Source organism: Streptomyces sp. WAC07094, from assembly GCF_036320405.1.
GTDB classification, from domain to species: Bacteria; Actinomycetota; Actinomycetes; order Streptomycetales; family Streptomycetaceae; genus Streptomyces; species Streptomyces lannensis.
Genome location: NZ_JAVMJZ010000001.1, coordinates 6,874,966 through 6,889,396, shown reverse-complemented (window position 1 = coordinate 6,889,396; position 14,431 = coordinate 6,874,966). Strand labels below are relative to the sequence as shown.

The following is a 14,431-nucleotide window of genomic DNA, read 5'->3' as shown; positions in this document are numbered from 1 at the left end:
AACAGTTTATCGGTCGCGCCCTGCCACGGGCCCACGTGTCTCGCCTCTTGGGAGCGCTGTGACCTGCGGCACGGGCATTCTGCCCAATGCCCCGCGCTCTTTTCCAGGGTCGCCACGCACGAATGTCCCGGTCGGCCGGGTGCCGGGACCCGGAGGAGGCGCTCAGGCCAGGCGCGGGACCACAAGATCCCACACGGTGTCGGCCAGTGCTTCCTTGGGTCCGTACGGCACCGGGGTCTCACTGCCGTCGGCGCCCAGCACGACCGCCTCGTTCTCCTCGGAGCCGAAGGTCCGGCGCTCCCCGACCTCGTTCACGACGAGCAGGTCGCAGCCCTTGCGCTCCAGCTTCCTGCGGCCGTTCGCCAGCACGTCGTCCGTCTCCGCGGCGAAGCCGACGACCACCTGCCCGGGACGGGCGCGGTCGGCCGAGATCTCCGCGAGGATGTCCGGATTCCTGACCAGGACGACCGGCTCCGGCTCCTGGTCGTCCCTCTTCTTGATCTTCCCCGAGGCGTAGGTCGCCGGGCGGAAGTCGGCGACCGCCGCCGCCATCACCACGGCATCCGCGTCCGCGGCCGCCTTCAGCACCGCCTCGCGCAGCTGCACCGCCGTGCCGACCTCCACGACGTCGACCCCGGCCGGGTCGGGCAGGCCCGTGTTGGCCGCGACGAGGGTGACACGGGCGCCCCGGGCCGCGGCCGTACGGGCCAGGGCGTAGCCCTGCTTGCCCGAGGAGCGGTTGCCGAGGAAACGGACCGGGTCGAGGGGCTCACGGGTGCCGCCCGCGCTGACCACGACATGGCGCCCCGCGAGGTCGGGCCGCGTCACGCCTCGGGCCAGCACCCGGCGGCACGCCTCGAAGATCTCGACGGGGTCGGGCAGCCGGCCCTTGCCCGTGTCGACGCCGGTCAGCCGGCCGACGGCGGGCTCGAGCACGACGGCGCCGCGGCGCCGCAGTGTCGCCACGTTCTCCTGGGTGGCCGGGTGCTCCCACATCTCCGTGTGCATCGCCGGCGCGAAGACGACCGGACAGCGCGCGGTCAGGAGCGTGTTGGTCAGGAGGTCGTCCGCCAGGCCGTGGGCCGCCTTGGCCAGTACGTCCGCCGTCGCCGGGGCCACCACGACCAGGTCGGCGTGCTGGCCGATGCGGACGTGCGGGACCTCGTGCACATCGTCCCAGACCTCGGTCGCCACGGGGTTGCCGGACAGCGCGGACCAGGTGGCGGCCCCGACGAAGTGCAGCGCCGAGGCGGTCGGCACCACTCGGACGTCATGTCCCGACTCGGTGAATCTGCGCAGCAGCTCGCACGCCTTGTACGCGGCGATGCCGCCGCTGACTCCCAGAACGACCTTCGGCTTGCCCACCGGGCCTCCCGCGCTCGACATCCGTACGCCGCGACTCATGGGCGTACGCCATCCATGACACACCACAGGCCCGGCAGCACTGCTGTCGGGCCTGTGGAAAGAACTGCTGCGGTCCGCCGATGACTGCCGCCGGACGTACTGCGCCGACTACTGCGCGGGGCCCTCGATGGCCTCGGAGGTCAGCAGACCCGCGTTGATCTCGCGCAGGGCGATCGAGAGCGGCTTCTCGTGGACATGGGTGTCGACGAGGGGACCGACGTACTCGAGGAGGCCCTCGCCGAGCTGCGAGTAGTACGCGTTGATCTGGCGGGCACGCTTGGCCGCGTAGATCACGAGGCTGTACTTCGAGTCCGTGGCCTCGAGGAGCTCGTCGATCGGCGGGTTGATGATGCCCTCGGGCGCGGTGATGGAAGAGGACACGCTCTACCTTCCGAAAGATGGGAAAGATCAGACCTGATCACACAACCCTGATCACACAACGTTCATCAAGGCTAGCAGCTCGCGCGCCACATCCTCGACCGAGGTGTTGACCAGGGTGATGTCGAACTCGGGCTCGGCCGCCAGCTCGATCTTGGCCGCCTCCAGGCGGCGCTCGATCACGTCGGGCGACTCGGTGCCCCGTCCGGTGAGCCTGCGCACGAGCTCCTCCCAGGAGGGGGGAGCCAGGAACACGAGCTGGGCCTCGGACATGGACTCACGGACCTGCCGGGCGCCCTGGAGGTCGATCTCCAGCAGCACCGGCACACCGGACTCCAGGTGCTCCAGCACGGCCGCACGGGGCGTGCCGTAGCGGTTGCCCGCGAACTCGGCCCACTCCAGCAGCTCACCGTTGGCGATCAGCTTGTCCATCTCGTCGTCGGTGACGAAGAAGTAGTGGACCCCGTGCCGCTCCCCGGGTCGGGGCCTGCGGGTCGTCGCCGACACCGAGAGCCAGACCTCGGGGTGTTCCTTGCGCATATGAGCGACGACCGTGCTCTTCCCCACCCCGGAGGGGCCGGAGAGCACGGTCAGCCGCGGACGTTCACTCATGCAGCGATTATTCCAGCAATCCCGGAGTGTCCCGGACTCAGCTGGTGGCGCCGCCGAACTCGCGCTCCAGGGAGGCGATCTGGTTGGAGCCGAGGCCGCGCACACGACGACTCTCGGAGATCCCCAGTCGCTCCATGATCTGCTTGGCGCGGACCTTGCCCACGCCGGGCAGCGACTCGAGGAGGGCGGAGACCTTCATCTTGCCGATGACGTCGTTCTCCTGGCCCTGCTTGATGACCTCGTGCAGAGAGGCGCCGGAGTGCTTGAGTCGATTCTTGACCTCGGCCCGCTCCCGGCGAGCCGCGGCGGCCTTTTCGAGCGCGGCTGCGCGCTGTTCAGGGGTAAGGGGCGGAAGAGCCACGCCTACGTCACCTCGGATGTCGAACTGTCGGATACGGACCGGTGAGGAACCTAGTCGCCCCACACCTGACGAGCCACGAGCAACACGCTTGCCCGTTCACTCTCGTCGGAGACTAGCGGTCAAGTGCGCCGGAGTCAGCGAGAACAGCGGAAAAGTCCTGGTCAGCCTCCATCGAGCCCGACTTTTCGGACATATTGCCCCGGATTTGAGGATGTATTCAGACTCAAGCCCGCCTCGAGGTGGCCGCCGGAGGACTCATCCGGCGGCCGCACGGGGTTCAGACGGCCGTCACCGCGGCCCTGATCTCCTCCGCGTAGCGTTGCGCGGCGTCACGCAGCGCGACGACGTCGGGACCGTACCGAAGCACTCCCCGGCTCACGTTCGGGACGACACGGCGCACCGCGGTCCCGAAGACCCTGGGGAGATCTGCCGCGGTGGCCCCCTGGGCGCCGATGCCCGGCGCGAGGAGGGGCCCGTTGATGTCCAGGTCGTACGAGGACAGATCGCCGAGCGTCGCCCCCACGACCGCGCCGAAGGAGCCGAGGGGCTCCTCCCCCGCGTTCTCGGCGGCGAGGTGGGCGAGCATCGTCGCCGCCACGTTCCGGCCGCCGGGCCGCACCGCGTGCTGCACCTCGGCCCCCTCGGGATTGGACGTCAGCGCGAGCACGAAGAGCCCGGCTCCGCTCTCGCGCGCCAGGTCCACCGCCGGCTTCAGCGACCCGTACCCCAGGTAGGGCGAGACCGTGAGCGCGTCGGAGAACAGCGGGGCGTCCTTCCTGAGGAACGACTCGGCGTAGGCGGCCATGGTGGAGCCGATGTCGCCGCGCTTGGCGTCCATGACCACCAGCGCCCCGGCCGCCCGGGCCTCCTCGACCGTCTTCTCCAGGACGGCGACGCCCCGCGAGCCGAAGCGCTCGAAGAACGCGCTCTGCGGCTTGAGAACGGCGATCCGGTCGGCCGTCGCCTCGACGACGGTCCGGCTGAACCGCTCCAGACCGGCGACGTCGTCGTTCAGTCCCCACTCGGCGAGCAGCGCGGCGTGCGGGTCGATCCCCACGCACAGCGGCCCGCGCTCGTCCATGGCACGGCGCAGACGGGCGCCGAAGGGCTCTCCGGAGAGCCGCTGCGGCGCGGAGGGCTCCGTCGAGGAGTCGTGGCCGGGTGTCGGGTGGACGGTCATACGGGCTTCCTCACGTCGGCGCCGACCGCGTCGGCGAGGGTGGCGTGGGGGCTGGTGCGCAACCGTGCGGCGAGCCCCTTGTGGATGGCGCGCCCCCAGAAGGGCCCCTCGTAGATGAAGGCGCTGTAACCCTGCACCAGGGTGGCGCCGGCCAGGATGCGCTGCCAGGCGTCCTCCGCGTCCTGGATGCCGCCCACGCCCACCAGGACGATGCGGTCCCCCACCCGCGCGTACAGGCGGCGCAGCACCTCCAGGGAGCGTGCCCGCAGCGGGGCGCCGGACAGCCCGCCCGCCTCATTCACCAGGGCCGGCTCGGAGGCCAGCCCGAGCCCCTCACGGGCGATGGTGGTGTTCGTGGCGATGATCCCGTCGAGGCCCAGTTCCACGGCGAGGTCGGCGACCGCGTCCACGTCCTCGTCGGCGAGATCCGGGGCGATCTTCACCAGCAGAGGCACGCGGCGGCCGGGCACCGTACGGTCGGCGGCCTCGCGGACGGCGGTCAGCAGCGGGCGCAGGGCCTCGGTCGCCTGGAGGTTGCGCAGGCCGGGGGTGTTCGGGGAGGAGACGTTGACCACCAGATAGTCGGCGTGGGCGGCGAGCCGCTCGGTCGACTTCACGTAGTCCTCGGCGGCCTCGGCCTCCGGGACGACCTTGGTCTTGCCGATGTTGACGCCCACCACCGTCCTGAACACGGGGGTGCGCGTGGCCAGGCGCCGGGCGACCGCCAGCGAGCCGTCGTTGTTGAAGCCCATGCGGTTGATCAGCGCCCGGTCCGGGACGAGGCGGAACAGCCGCTTCTTCGGGTTGCCCGGCTGCGGCTCCCCGGTCACCGTGCCGATCTCGACGTGGTCGAAGCCCAGCATCGACATCCCGTCGATCGCGACAGCGTTCTTGTCGAAGCCGGCGGCCAGCCCGAACGGGCCGTGCATGCGCAGCCCGAAGGCCTCGGTGCGCAGCTCCTTGTGGCGGGGCGCCAGCACGGCGGCGACGAACGTGCGCAGCACGGGCACCCGAACGGCCAGACGGATCCAGCGGAAGGCCAGGTGGTGGGCGCGCTCCGGGTCCATCCGCTGGAAGACGAGTCGGAAGAACAGCTTGTACATCTCTCAGTGTCCTCGTGAAGAGGGGGACACCGTTTCCGGTGTCCCCCTCGGGCTGCTAGTCGCGGGCCGCGGTCAGGTGCCGCGCGTGTTCCTGGAGTGAACTGACACCCACGTCGCCGTGGTTGAGGGCGTCGATGCCCTGGACCGCGGCGGCGAGCGCCTGGACCGTGGTCAGGCAGGGCACGGAACGGGCGACGGCGGCCGTGCGGATGTCGTAGCCGTCGAGGCGGCCGCCGGTGCCGTACGGGGTGTTGACGATGAGGTCGACCTCGCCGTCGTGGATGAGCTGGACGATGGTCCGCTCGCCGTTCGGTCCGATGCCCTCGGACTGCTTGCGCACGATCGTGGCGTGGATGCCGTTGCGCTTGAGCACCTCGGCCGTGCCGGAGGTGGCGAGCAGCTCGAAGCCGTGGGCGACCAGCTCACGCGCCGGGAAGATCATCGACCGCTTGTCGCGGTTGGCGACCGAGATGAAGGCGCGGCCCTTGGTGGGCAGCGGACCGTACGCCCCCGCCTGCGACTTGGCGTAGGCCGTGCCGAAGACGGAGTCGATGCCCATGACCTCGCCGGTGGAGCGCATCTCCGGACCGAGGATCGTGTCCACCCCGCGCCCGTGGATGTCGCGGAACCGCGACCACGGCATGACCGCCTCCTTCACGGAGATCGGCGCGTCGAGCGGCAGTTCGCCGCCGTCGCCGTGCGCGGGCAGCAGCCCTTCGGAGCGCAGCTCCGCGACGGTCGCGCCCAGGGAGATCCGGGCGGCGGCCTTCGCCAGCGGCACCGCGGTCGCCTTCGAGGTGAAGGGCACGGTCCGGGAGGCACGCGGGTTGGCCTCCAGGACGTACAGGATGTCGCCCGCCATCGCGAACTGGATGTTGATCAGTCCGCGGACGCCCACGCCCCGGGCGATGGCCTCCGTGGAGGTGCGCAGCCGCTTGATGTCGAAGCCGCCGAGCGTGATCGGCGGCAGGGCGCACGCCGAGTCGCCGGAGTGGATGCCCGCCTCCTCGATGTGCTCCATCACGCCGCCGAGGTAGAGCTCCTCGCCGTCGTAGAGGGCGTCCACGTCGATCTCGATCGCGTCGTCGAGGAAGCGGTCGACCAGCACCGGACGGGAGGGGCTGATCTCGGTGGACTCGGCGATGTAGGAGGCGAGGCGGGACTCGTCGTAGACGATCTCCATGCCGCGTCCGCCCAGCACGTAGGAGGGCCGGACCAGGACCGGGTAGCCGATCTCGTCCGCGATGGCCTTGGCCTCGTCGAAAGTGGTGGCGGTGCCGTGCTTGGGGGCCGGCAGACCGGCCTCGGCCAGTACGCGCCCGAACGCGCCGCGGTCCTCGGCCGCGTGGATGGCCTCCGGAGAGGTGCCCACGATCGGCACGCCGTTGTCCTTCAGGGCCTGTGCGAGGCCCAGCGGGGTCTGTCCGCCCAGCTGGACGACCACACCCGCGACCGGACCGGCCTGGCGCTCCGCGTGGACGATCTCCAGCACGTCCTCGAGCGTCAGCGGCTCGAAGTACAGGCGGTCGGAGGTGTCGTAGTCGGTCGAGACCGTCTCCGGGTTGCAGTTGACCATCACGGTCTCGTACCCGGCGTCGCTCAGCGCGAAGGAGGCGTGCACGCACGAGTAGTCGAACTCGATGCCCTGCCCGATCCGGTTGGGGCCGGAGCCCAGGATGATCACCGCCGGCTTCTCACGGGGCGCGACCTCGCTCTCCTCGTCGTAGGAGGAGTAGAAGTACGGCGTCCGCGCCGCGAACTCGGCGGCGCAGGTGTCGACCGTCTTGTAGACCGGGCGCACGCCCAGCGCGTGCCGCACCTCGCGCACGACGTCCTCGCGCAGACCGCGGATCTCGGCGATCTGCTGGTCGGAGAACCCGTGCCGCTTGGCGTCGGCGAGCAGTTCGGGGGTCAGCTCGGGCGCCTCCGCGAGCTCGTCCGCGAGCTCCTTGATCAGGAAGAGCTGATCGACGAACCACGGGTCGATCTTCGTGGCGTCGAAGACCTCCTCCTGGGTGGCACCGGCGCGGATGGCCTCCATGACCGTATTGATCCGGCCGTCGGTGGGGCGGCCCGCCGCTTCGAGCAGTTCGGCCTTGTCGCCCGTACCGCCGACGAAGGTGAACTGGCTGCCCTTCCGCTCCAGCGAGCGCAACGCCTTCTGGAACGCCTCGGTGAAGTTGCGGCCGATCGCCATGGCCTCGCCGACCGACTTCATGGTCGTGGTCAGCGTGCTGTCGGCGGAGGGGAACTTCTCGAAGGCGAACCGGGGAGCCTTGACCACGACGTAGTCGAGGGTCGGCTCGAAGGAGGCCGGGGTCTCCTGCGTGATGTCGTTCGGGATCTCGTCGAGCGTGTACCCGACGGCGAGCTTGGCCGCGATCTTGGCGATCGGGAAGCCGGTCGCCTTGGAGGCCAGGGCCGACGAACGCGACACCCGGGGGTTCATCTCGATGACGATCACCCGGCCGTCCTCGGGGTTCACCGCGAACTGGATGTTGCAGCCGCCGGTGTCCACGCCGACCTCGCGGATCACCGCGATGCCGATGTCGCGCAGGATCTGGTACTCGCGGTCGGTCAGGGTCATCGCCGGGGCGACGGTGATCGAGTCACCGGTGTGCACGCCCATCGGGTCGAAGTTCTCGATGGAGCAGACGACCACGACGTTGTCGTGCTTGTCGCGCATCAGCTCCAGCTCGTACTCCTTCCAGCCGAGGATGGACTCCTCCAGGAGCACCTCGGTGGTCGGCGAGAGGGTGAGGCCCTGCCCGGCGATGCGGCGCAGTTCCTCCTCGTCGTGCGCGAAGCCGGAGCCGGCGCCGCCCATGGTGAAGGAGGGCCGGACGACGACCGGGTAGCCGCCGAGCTGCTCGACGCCGGCCAGGACGTCGTCCATGGAGTGGCAGATCACGGACCGGGCGGACTCGCCGTGCCCGATCTTCCTGCGGACCTCCTCCACGACCTCCTTGAACTGGTCGCGGTCCTCGCCCTTGTGGATCGCCGCGACATTGGCGCCGATCAGCTCGACGCCGTACTTCTCCAGAACGCCGTTCTCGTCCAGCTTGATGGCCGTGTTCAGCGCCGTCTGACCGCCCAGGGTGGGCAGCAGCGCGTCGGGGCGCTCCTTGGCGATGATCTTCTCGACGAACTCGGGGGTGATCGGCTCGACATAGGTGGCGTCGGCGATCTCCGGGTCGGTCATGATCGTCGCCGGGTTGGAGTTGACGAGGACGACCCGCAGGCCCTCGGACCTGAGGACGCGGCACGCCTGGGTGCCGGAGTAGTCGAACTCGGCGGCCTGCCCGATGACGATCGGGCCGGAGCCGATGACCAGGACGGACTGGATATCGGTGCGCTTAGGCACGCTGGCCCTCCATCAGGGAAACGAAGCGGTCGAACAGGTAGGCGGCGTCGTGGGGGCCCGCTGCCGCTTCGGGGTGGTACTGGACGCTGAAGGCCGGCCGGTCGAGCAGCTGGAGGCCCTCGACCACGTTGTCGTTGAGGCAGACGTGGGAGACCTCGGCGCGGCCGTAGGGGGTGTCGGACACCTGGTCGAGCGGGGCGTCGACGGCGAAGCCGTGGTTGTGCGCGGTGACCTCGACCTTGCCGGTCGTACGGTCCTGCACCGGCTGGTTGATGCCGCGGTGGCCGTACTTCAGCTTGTAGGTGCCGAACCCGAGCGCCCGGCCCAGGATCTGGTTGCCGAAGCAGATGCCGAACAGGGGCGTTCCGCGCTCGAGTACCGCCTGCATGACGGCGACCGGACGGTCGGCGGTGGCCGGGTCGCCCGGGCCGTTGGAGAAGAACACGCCGTCCGGGTTCACGGCGTACACGTCCTCGACGGTGGCCGTCGCGGGCAGCACGTGCACCTCGATGCCGCGCTCGGCCATGCGGCTGGGGGTCATGCCCTTGATGCCGAGGTCCACCGCGGCGACGGTGAACTTCCTCTCGCCGATCGCGGGCACCACGTAGGGCTCGGTGGTCGCGACCTCCGCGGCGAGGTCCGCGCCCTTCATCTCCGGGGCCTGGCGCACCTCGGCGAGCATCGTGCCCTCGTCGGGCAGCGCGTTGCCGGAGAAGATGCCGACGCGCATGGCGCCGCGCTCGCGCAGGTGGCGGGTCAGTGCCCGGGTGTCGATGCGGCAGATGCCGACGACGCCCTGGTGGCGCAGCTCCTCGTCCAGCGAGCGCTTGGCGCGCCAGTTGGAGGGCACGCGCGCGGGGTCGCGCACGACATAGCCCGCGACCCAGATCCGCTGGGACTCGGGGTCCTCGTCGTTGACGCCGGTGTTGCCGACGTGGGGGGCGGTCATCACGACGACCTGGCGGTGGTACGACGGGTCGGTGAGGGTCTCCTGGTAACCGGTCATGCCGGTGGAGAACACGGCTTCGCCGAAGGTCACCCCCACGGCCCCGTAGGCGCGGCCGCGGAAGACACGGCCGTCCTCCAGGACGAGTACGGCGGGAACCTTGGAGGCTTCCCTGGTGGAGGTCGTCATCGTGCGCCTTCCGTCTTGTTGATCATCTGCTTCAGGGTCTCGACCCAGTCGTTGTGCTCGGCCGCCTGGTCGGAGCGGAACCCGGAGTCGATCAGCCTGTCGCCGAGCTCCCAGGTCACCACCAGCAGTCCGCCCTCGGTGAGCACCTTGCCCGCGATTCCCTTGTCGAGGCGGGCACCGCGCAGCCGGTCGGCGGGGACGAAGAAGTCGCTCGCCCCGGGGCGGACCACGTCCAGGCCCGCGTCGGTCAGCGTGAGCTCGACCCGGCTGCGGGTACCGAGGCCGTGGGCCACGATGCGGTCCAGCCACTGCCCCGCGGTGGTGGAGCCGTGGTAACGGCCGCTCATGCTCAGTCTCGCCGGACCCGGCTCCTCGGGCGCGGTGAACGGCTCGGGCAGGCCGCCCTGGAGGGTGCCGCGCCACTTCCAGCCCTCGCGCATCAGCCAGTAGACGAGCGCGATGAACAGGGCGAGCCCCACCAGCCAGCCGATGCGCGCGGCCCAGTCGGTCACTTCCGCCGATTGCTTCTCTGCGGCGAGCAGGATTTCAGGTGTCACGCGAGCTTCCCGTCGACGAGCGTGGCCTTGCCCCGCAGCCATGTGTGCGTGACACGGCCCGGCAGCTCACGTCCCTCGTACGGGGTGTTGCGGCTGCGCGAGGCGAAGCCCGCGGGGTTCACGGGCCCACGGTATGCCGTGTCCACGAGCGTGAGGTTCGCGGGCTCACCCGCCTCGAGGGGGCGGCCGTGGCCCGTCGCCCGGCCGATCCTCGCGGGCTTGTAGGACATCCGGTCGGCGACGCCCGCCCAGTCGAGCAGGCCGGTGTCGACCATCGTCTCCTGGACGACGGACAGCGCGGTCTCCAGGCCGACCATGCCCATGGCGGCCGCGGCCCACTCGCAGTCCTTGTCCTCGTGCGGGTGCGGGGCGTGGTCGGTGGCGACGATGTCGATCGTGCCGTCGGCGAGCGCCTCGCGCAGGGCCGTCACGTCGCGCTCGGTGCGCAGCGGCGGGTTGACCTTGTAGACCGGGTTGTAGCTGCGCACCAGCTCATCGGTGAGGAGGAGGTGGTGCGGGGTGACCTCCGCGGTGACGTCGATGCCGCGAGACTTGGCCCAGCGGACGATCTCGACGGATCCGGCGGTCGACAGATGGCAGATGTGCACCCGGGAGCCGACGTGCTCGGCGAGCAGGACGTCCCGCGCGATGATCGATTCCTCGGCGACCGCCGGCCAGCCGCCGAGACCCAGCTCGGCGGAGACGACGCCCTCGTTCATCTGGGCGCCCTCGGTCAGCCGCGGCTCCTGGGCGTGCTGGGCGACCACACCGCCGAACGCCTTCACGTACTCCAGGGCGCGGCGCATGATCACGGCGTCGTCGACGCACTTGCCGTCGTCGGAGAAGACGGTGACACCGGCCGCCGACTCGTGCATGGCGCCCAGTTCGGCGAGCTTCTTGCCCTCCAGCCCGACCGTGACGGCGCCGATGGGCCGCACGTCGCAGTAACCGTGCTCCCTGCCGAGCCGCCAGACCTGCTCGACGACGCCCGCGGTGTCGGCGACCGGGAAGGTGTTGGCCATGGCGAACACCGCCGTGTAGCCCCCGCTCGCGGCGGCCCGCGTACCGGTGAGGACGGTCTCGGAGTCCTCGCGGCCGGGCTCGCGCAGATGGGTGTGCAGGTCGACGAGGCCCGGCAGCAGCACCTTGCCTTCGGCCTCCACCACCTCGGCGCCCTCCGCGCTCAGGCCGGTGCCCACGCCGGCGATCGTCTCGCCCTCGATCAGCACGTCCTGCGGCTCGCCGCCGAGCACTTTCGCACCACGGATCAGGATCTTGCTCATCTGTCTTACTTCTCCTCGTCCGTGGAAACGGTGTGCGCGGGGCGCCGGTCGGAAGGCTGCTGGTGGACGGACGGGCGGGCCTGGCCGACGGCTGGCTCGTTCCCTCCCAGCAGCAGGTAGAGGACGGCCATGCGGATGGAGACGCCGTTGGCCACCTGTTCGATGGCGGTGCAGCGGTCGGAGTCCGCGACCTCGGCGGTGATCTCCATGCCGCGGACCATCGGGCCGGGGTGCATCACTATGGCGTCCGCGGGCATCTTGGCCATGCGGTCGGCGTCGAGGCCGTAGCGCCGCGCGTACTCCCGCTCGGTCGGGAAGAAGGCGGCGTTCATGCGCTCGCGCTGGACCCGCAGCATCATCACCGCGTCGGCCTTGGGCAGCGTGCTGTCGAGGTCGTACGACACCTCGCAGGGCCAGGACCCGATGCCCACCGGCAGCAGGGTCGGCGGGGCGACCAGCGTGACCTCGGCGCCCAGGGTGTGCAGCAGGTCGACGTTGGAGCGGGCGACCCGGCTGTGCAGTACGTCGCCGACGATCGTGATGCGCTTGCCGGCCAGGTCGCGGCCGAGCCCCGCGTCCCGGCCGACGAGGCGGCGGCGCATGGTGAAGGCGTCGAGCAGGGCCTGGGTCGGGTGCTGGTGGGTGCCGTCACCCGCGTTGATCACGGCGGCGTCGATCCAGCCGGAGTTGGCCAGGGTGTACGGGGCCCCGGAGGCGCCGTGCCGGATGACGACGGCGTCGACGCCCATGGCCTCCAGGGTCTGTGCGGTGTCCTTCAGGGACTCGCCCTTGGACACGCTTGATCCCTTGGCGGAGAAGTTGATCACGTCCGCGGACAGCCGCTTCTCGGCGGCCTCGAAGGAGATCCGGGTGCGGGTGGAGTCCTCGAAGAAGAGGTTGACCACGGTGCGGCCGCGCAGGGTCGGCAGCTTCTTGATCGGCCGGTCGGCGACCCGGGCCATCTCCTCGGCGGTGTCGAGGATCAGGACGGCGTCGTCGCGGGTGAGGTCGGCGGCCGAGATGAGATGACGCTGCATCTTTCAGGCTCCGTAAAAAAGTTCATTCGGGAGATTTTGGGCAGGCGGGCGCGCGCCGGAGCGCACTCGCGGGATGTACGCCGGAGTGCTAGCGCTGCGCGCCCGGGACGGTCTGCTTCACACCGAGCAGCACGGTGTCGCGACCGTCCTCCTCGGATAGCTGGACCTTGACCGTCTCCCGCAGCGACGTGGGGAGGTTCTTGCCGACGTAGTCGGCGCGGATCGGGAGTTCGCGGTGTCCGCGGTCGACGAGGACCGCGAGCTGGACCGCGCGCGGGCGCCCGATGTCGTTCAGTGCGTCGAGGGCGGCGCGGATGGTGCGGCCGGAGAAGAGCACGTCGTCCACGAGGACGACGAGGCGGCCGTCGACACCGTCACCGGGGATCTCGGTGCGGGCCAGCGCCCTCGGCGGCTGCATGCGCAGGTCGTCGCGGTACATGGTGATGTCGAGGGAGCCGACCGGGATCCTGCGGCCGGTCACCTGCTCCAGCTTGTCGGCGAGCCGCCGGGCGAGGAAGACGCCCCGGGTCGGGATGCCGAGGAGCACCACGTCGTCGGCGCCCTTGGCGCGCTCTACGATCTCGTGGGCGATGCGGGTCAACACCCGCGCGATGTCGGGGCCTTCGAGAACGGGCCGGGCATCGGAATGCTGTGTGTCCATACGAAACGGACCCCCTTCTCCGCCTCACGGGACGGATCTTAAAGGACGTCGGAATTGCGCCATACACGCTACCAGCCTTCCGAAGGGGTGCCGATCACCCCCCTGGGTTCACGCGTCACCCGTTCGGCGGCATCGCAGACCGTCTACCACGGAAGGGTCGGTCCGGACCATTCGGCTTGACGGGGCAGAGTCACGCTGCGTAACCTCACAGTGAGTCACCAGCCGCGCGGCCGAGCCGCACGTCGACACCGTGTCCGGGGAGCTATATGTCCAGCGAATACGCCAAACAGCTCGGGGCCAAGCTCCGGGCGATCCGCACCCAGCAGGGCCTTTCCCTCCACGGTGTGGAGGAGAAGTCCCAGGGACGCTGGAAGGCGGTCGTGGTTGGTTCGTACGAGCGCGGAGACCGCGCCGTCACCGTGCAGCGCCTCGCCGAGCTGGCGGATTTCTACGGGGTCCCGGTGCAGGAGCTGCTGCCTGGCACCACCCCCGGTGGTGCCGCCGAGCCGCCGCCGAAGCTTGTCCTCGATCTTGAGCGGCTGGCCAATGTGCCGGCCGAGAAGGCGGGCCCGCTTCAGCGCTACGCCGCGACCATCCAGTCGCAGCGCGGAGACTACAACGGCAAGGTGCTGTCGATCCGCCAGGACGACCTGCGCACGCTCGCCGTCATCTACGACCAGTCGCCCTCGGTCCTGACCGAGCAGCTGATCAGCTGGGGCGTACTGGACGCGGACGCGCGCCGCGCCGTCTCCCACGAAGAGAGCTGACCTCTCCACCCTTCAGCAGAAACGTGCCGCCGGGCCGGCCGGAACCACATGGCTCCGGACGGGCCGGCGGCTTTTCGACGGTGTCACGGCGCTCTCCACGAACGCCGGAGGGGCCCGCCGCACAGATGCTGCGGGCCCCTCCGGCGTTCGTGTACGTCAGCCCTCGCGGCGCAGGGACGGCTTGAGGTCCTTGAGCCGGCCGAGCAGCCCGTTGACGAACGAGGGCGACTCGTCCGTCGAGAACTCCTTGGCGAGCTGCACCATCTCGTCCAGCACCACGGCGTCGGGGGTCTCGTCGACCCAGATCAGCTCGTAGGCGCCGAGACGCAGGATGTTGCGGTCGACGACCGGCATCCGGTCGAGCGTCCAGCCGACCGCGTACTGCGCGATGAGCTCGTCGATGCGCCTCGCGTGCTCCGCGTAGCCCTCGACCAGCTGCATCGTGTACTCGCTCACCGGCGGCTGCCGGGTGTCGCCGCGCGAGTGCCGGATCCAGTCCGCGAGGACCGTGAGGACGTCGGCCCCACGCTGGTCCCCCTCGAAGAGGATCTGGAAGGCGCGCTTACGGGCCGTGTTACGGGCAGCCACG

At 70.3% G+C, this 14,431-nt stretch carries 14 protein-coding genes; 1 reads left to right on the top strand and 13 read right to left on the bottom strand.

Annotated elements, in window-relative coordinates; translation table 11 throughout:
• Positions 1-162: 162 nt before the first annotated feature.
• From coaBC to pyrR, 12 genes are all read right to left on the bottom strand, one after another.
• A complete protein-coding gene (gene coaBC, locus RCR19_RS30645) occupies positions 163-1,365 on the bottom strand; it encodes a bifunctional phosphopantothenoylcysteine decarboxylase/phosphopantothenate--cysteine ligase CoaBC (RefSeq protein ID WP_331269596.1) in 1,203 nt (400 codons plus the stop codon).
• 147 nt (positions 1,366-1,512) lie between these two features.
• Complete coding sequence (gene rpoZ / locus RCR19_RS30640; protein WP_005319902.1) at positions 1,513-1,785, bottom strand: DNA-directed RNA polymerase subunit omega; 273 nt, start codon at positions 1,783-1,785, stop codon at positions 1,513-1,515.
• Between the two features lie 51 nt (positions 1,786-1,836).
• Positions 1,837-2,394: a guanylate kinase gene (gene gmk, locus RCR19_RS30635; RefSeq protein ID WP_059125535.1), complete on the bottom strand. Its 558-nt coding sequence runs from the start codon at positions 2,392-2,394 to the stop codon at positions 1,837-1,839.
• A gap of 37 nt (positions 2,395-2,431) precedes the next feature.
• Positions 2,432-2,755, bottom strand: coding sequence for an integration host factor (locus tag RCR19_RS30630; RefSeq protein WP_059125536.1), 324 nt, complete (start codon positions 2,753-2,755; stop codon positions 2,432-2,434).
• A 277-nt stretch (positions 2,756-3,032) separates the two neighbouring features.
• Positions 3,033-3,935 carry an orotidine-5'-phosphate decarboxylase gene (gene pyrF / locus RCR19_RS30625; protein ID WP_331268057.1) on the bottom strand — a complete coding sequence of 301 codons (903 nt, stop codon included), beginning with the start codon at positions 3,933-3,935 and terminating at the stop codon, positions 3,033-3,035.
• Complete coding sequence (locus tag RCR19_RS30620) at positions 3,932-5,038, bottom strand: quinone-dependent dihydroorotate dehydrogenase (protein ID WP_331268056.1); 1,107 nt, start codon at positions 5,036-5,038, stop codon at positions 3,932-3,934. The genes pyrF and RCR19_RS30620 overlap by 4 nt, the downstream gene beginning before the upstream one ends.
• A 55-nt stretch (positions 5,039-5,093) precedes the next feature.
• Entirely contained in the window at positions 5,094-8,402 is a 3,309-nt protein-coding gene (gene carB, locus RCR19_RS30615; protein WP_331268055.1) for a carbamoyl-phosphate synthase large subunit, read from the bottom strand.
• Complete coding sequence (carA, locus tag RCR19_RS30610) at positions 8,395-9,537, bottom strand: glutamine-hydrolyzing carbamoyl-phosphate synthase small subunit (RefSeq protein ID WP_331268054.1); 1,143 nt, start codon at positions 9,535-9,537, stop codon at positions 8,395-8,397. Before carA ends, carB begins: the two co-directional genes overlap by 8 nt.
• Entirely contained in the window at positions 9,534-10,094 is a 561-nt protein-coding gene (locus RCR19_RS30605) for a hypothetical protein (protein WP_331268053.1), read from the bottom strand. The genes carA and RCR19_RS30605 overlap by 4 nt, the downstream gene beginning before the upstream one ends.
• A complete protein-coding gene (locus tag RCR19_RS30600) occupies positions 10,091-11,377 on the bottom strand; it encodes a dihydroorotase (protein WP_331268052.1) in 1,287 nt (428 codons plus the stop codon). The genes RCR19_RS30605 and RCR19_RS30600 overlap by 4 nt, the downstream gene beginning before the upstream one ends.
• Before the next feature lie 5 nt (positions 11,378-11,382).
• The gene (locus RCR19_RS30595) at positions 11,383-12,414 is read right to left on the bottom strand and encodes an aspartate carbamoyltransferase catalytic subunit (RefSeq protein WP_331268051.1); all 1,032 of its coding nucleotides are present in this window, start codon (positions 12,412-12,414) and stop codon (positions 11,383-11,385) included.
• 88 nt (positions 12,415-12,502) lie between these two features.
• Positions 12,503-13,075 (bottom strand): bifunctional pyr operon transcriptional regulator/uracil phosphoribosyltransferase PyrR, encoded by a 573-nt coding sequence (gene pyrR / locus RCR19_RS30590; protein WP_331268050.1) that lies wholly within the window; start codon positions 13,073-13,075, stop codon positions 12,503-12,505.
• A gap of 266 nt (positions 13,076-13,341) precedes the next feature.
• Between pyrR and bldD the strand changes: the two genes are divergently transcribed.
• A complete protein-coding gene (gene bldD / locus RCR19_RS30585; protein ID WP_055492879.1) occupies positions 13,342-13,842 on the top strand; it encodes a transcriptional regulator BldD in 501 nt (166 codons plus the stop codon).
• Between the two features lie 156 nt (positions 13,843-13,998).
• On the opposite strand, the gene nusB is transcribed toward bldD, so the two are convergent.
• A complete protein-coding gene (gene nusB, locus RCR19_RS30580; protein ID WP_059125544.1) occupies positions 13,999-14,430 on the bottom strand; it encodes a transcription antitermination factor NusB in 432 nt (143 codons plus the stop codon).
• Between the last annotated feature and the right edge of the window lies 1 nt (position 14,431).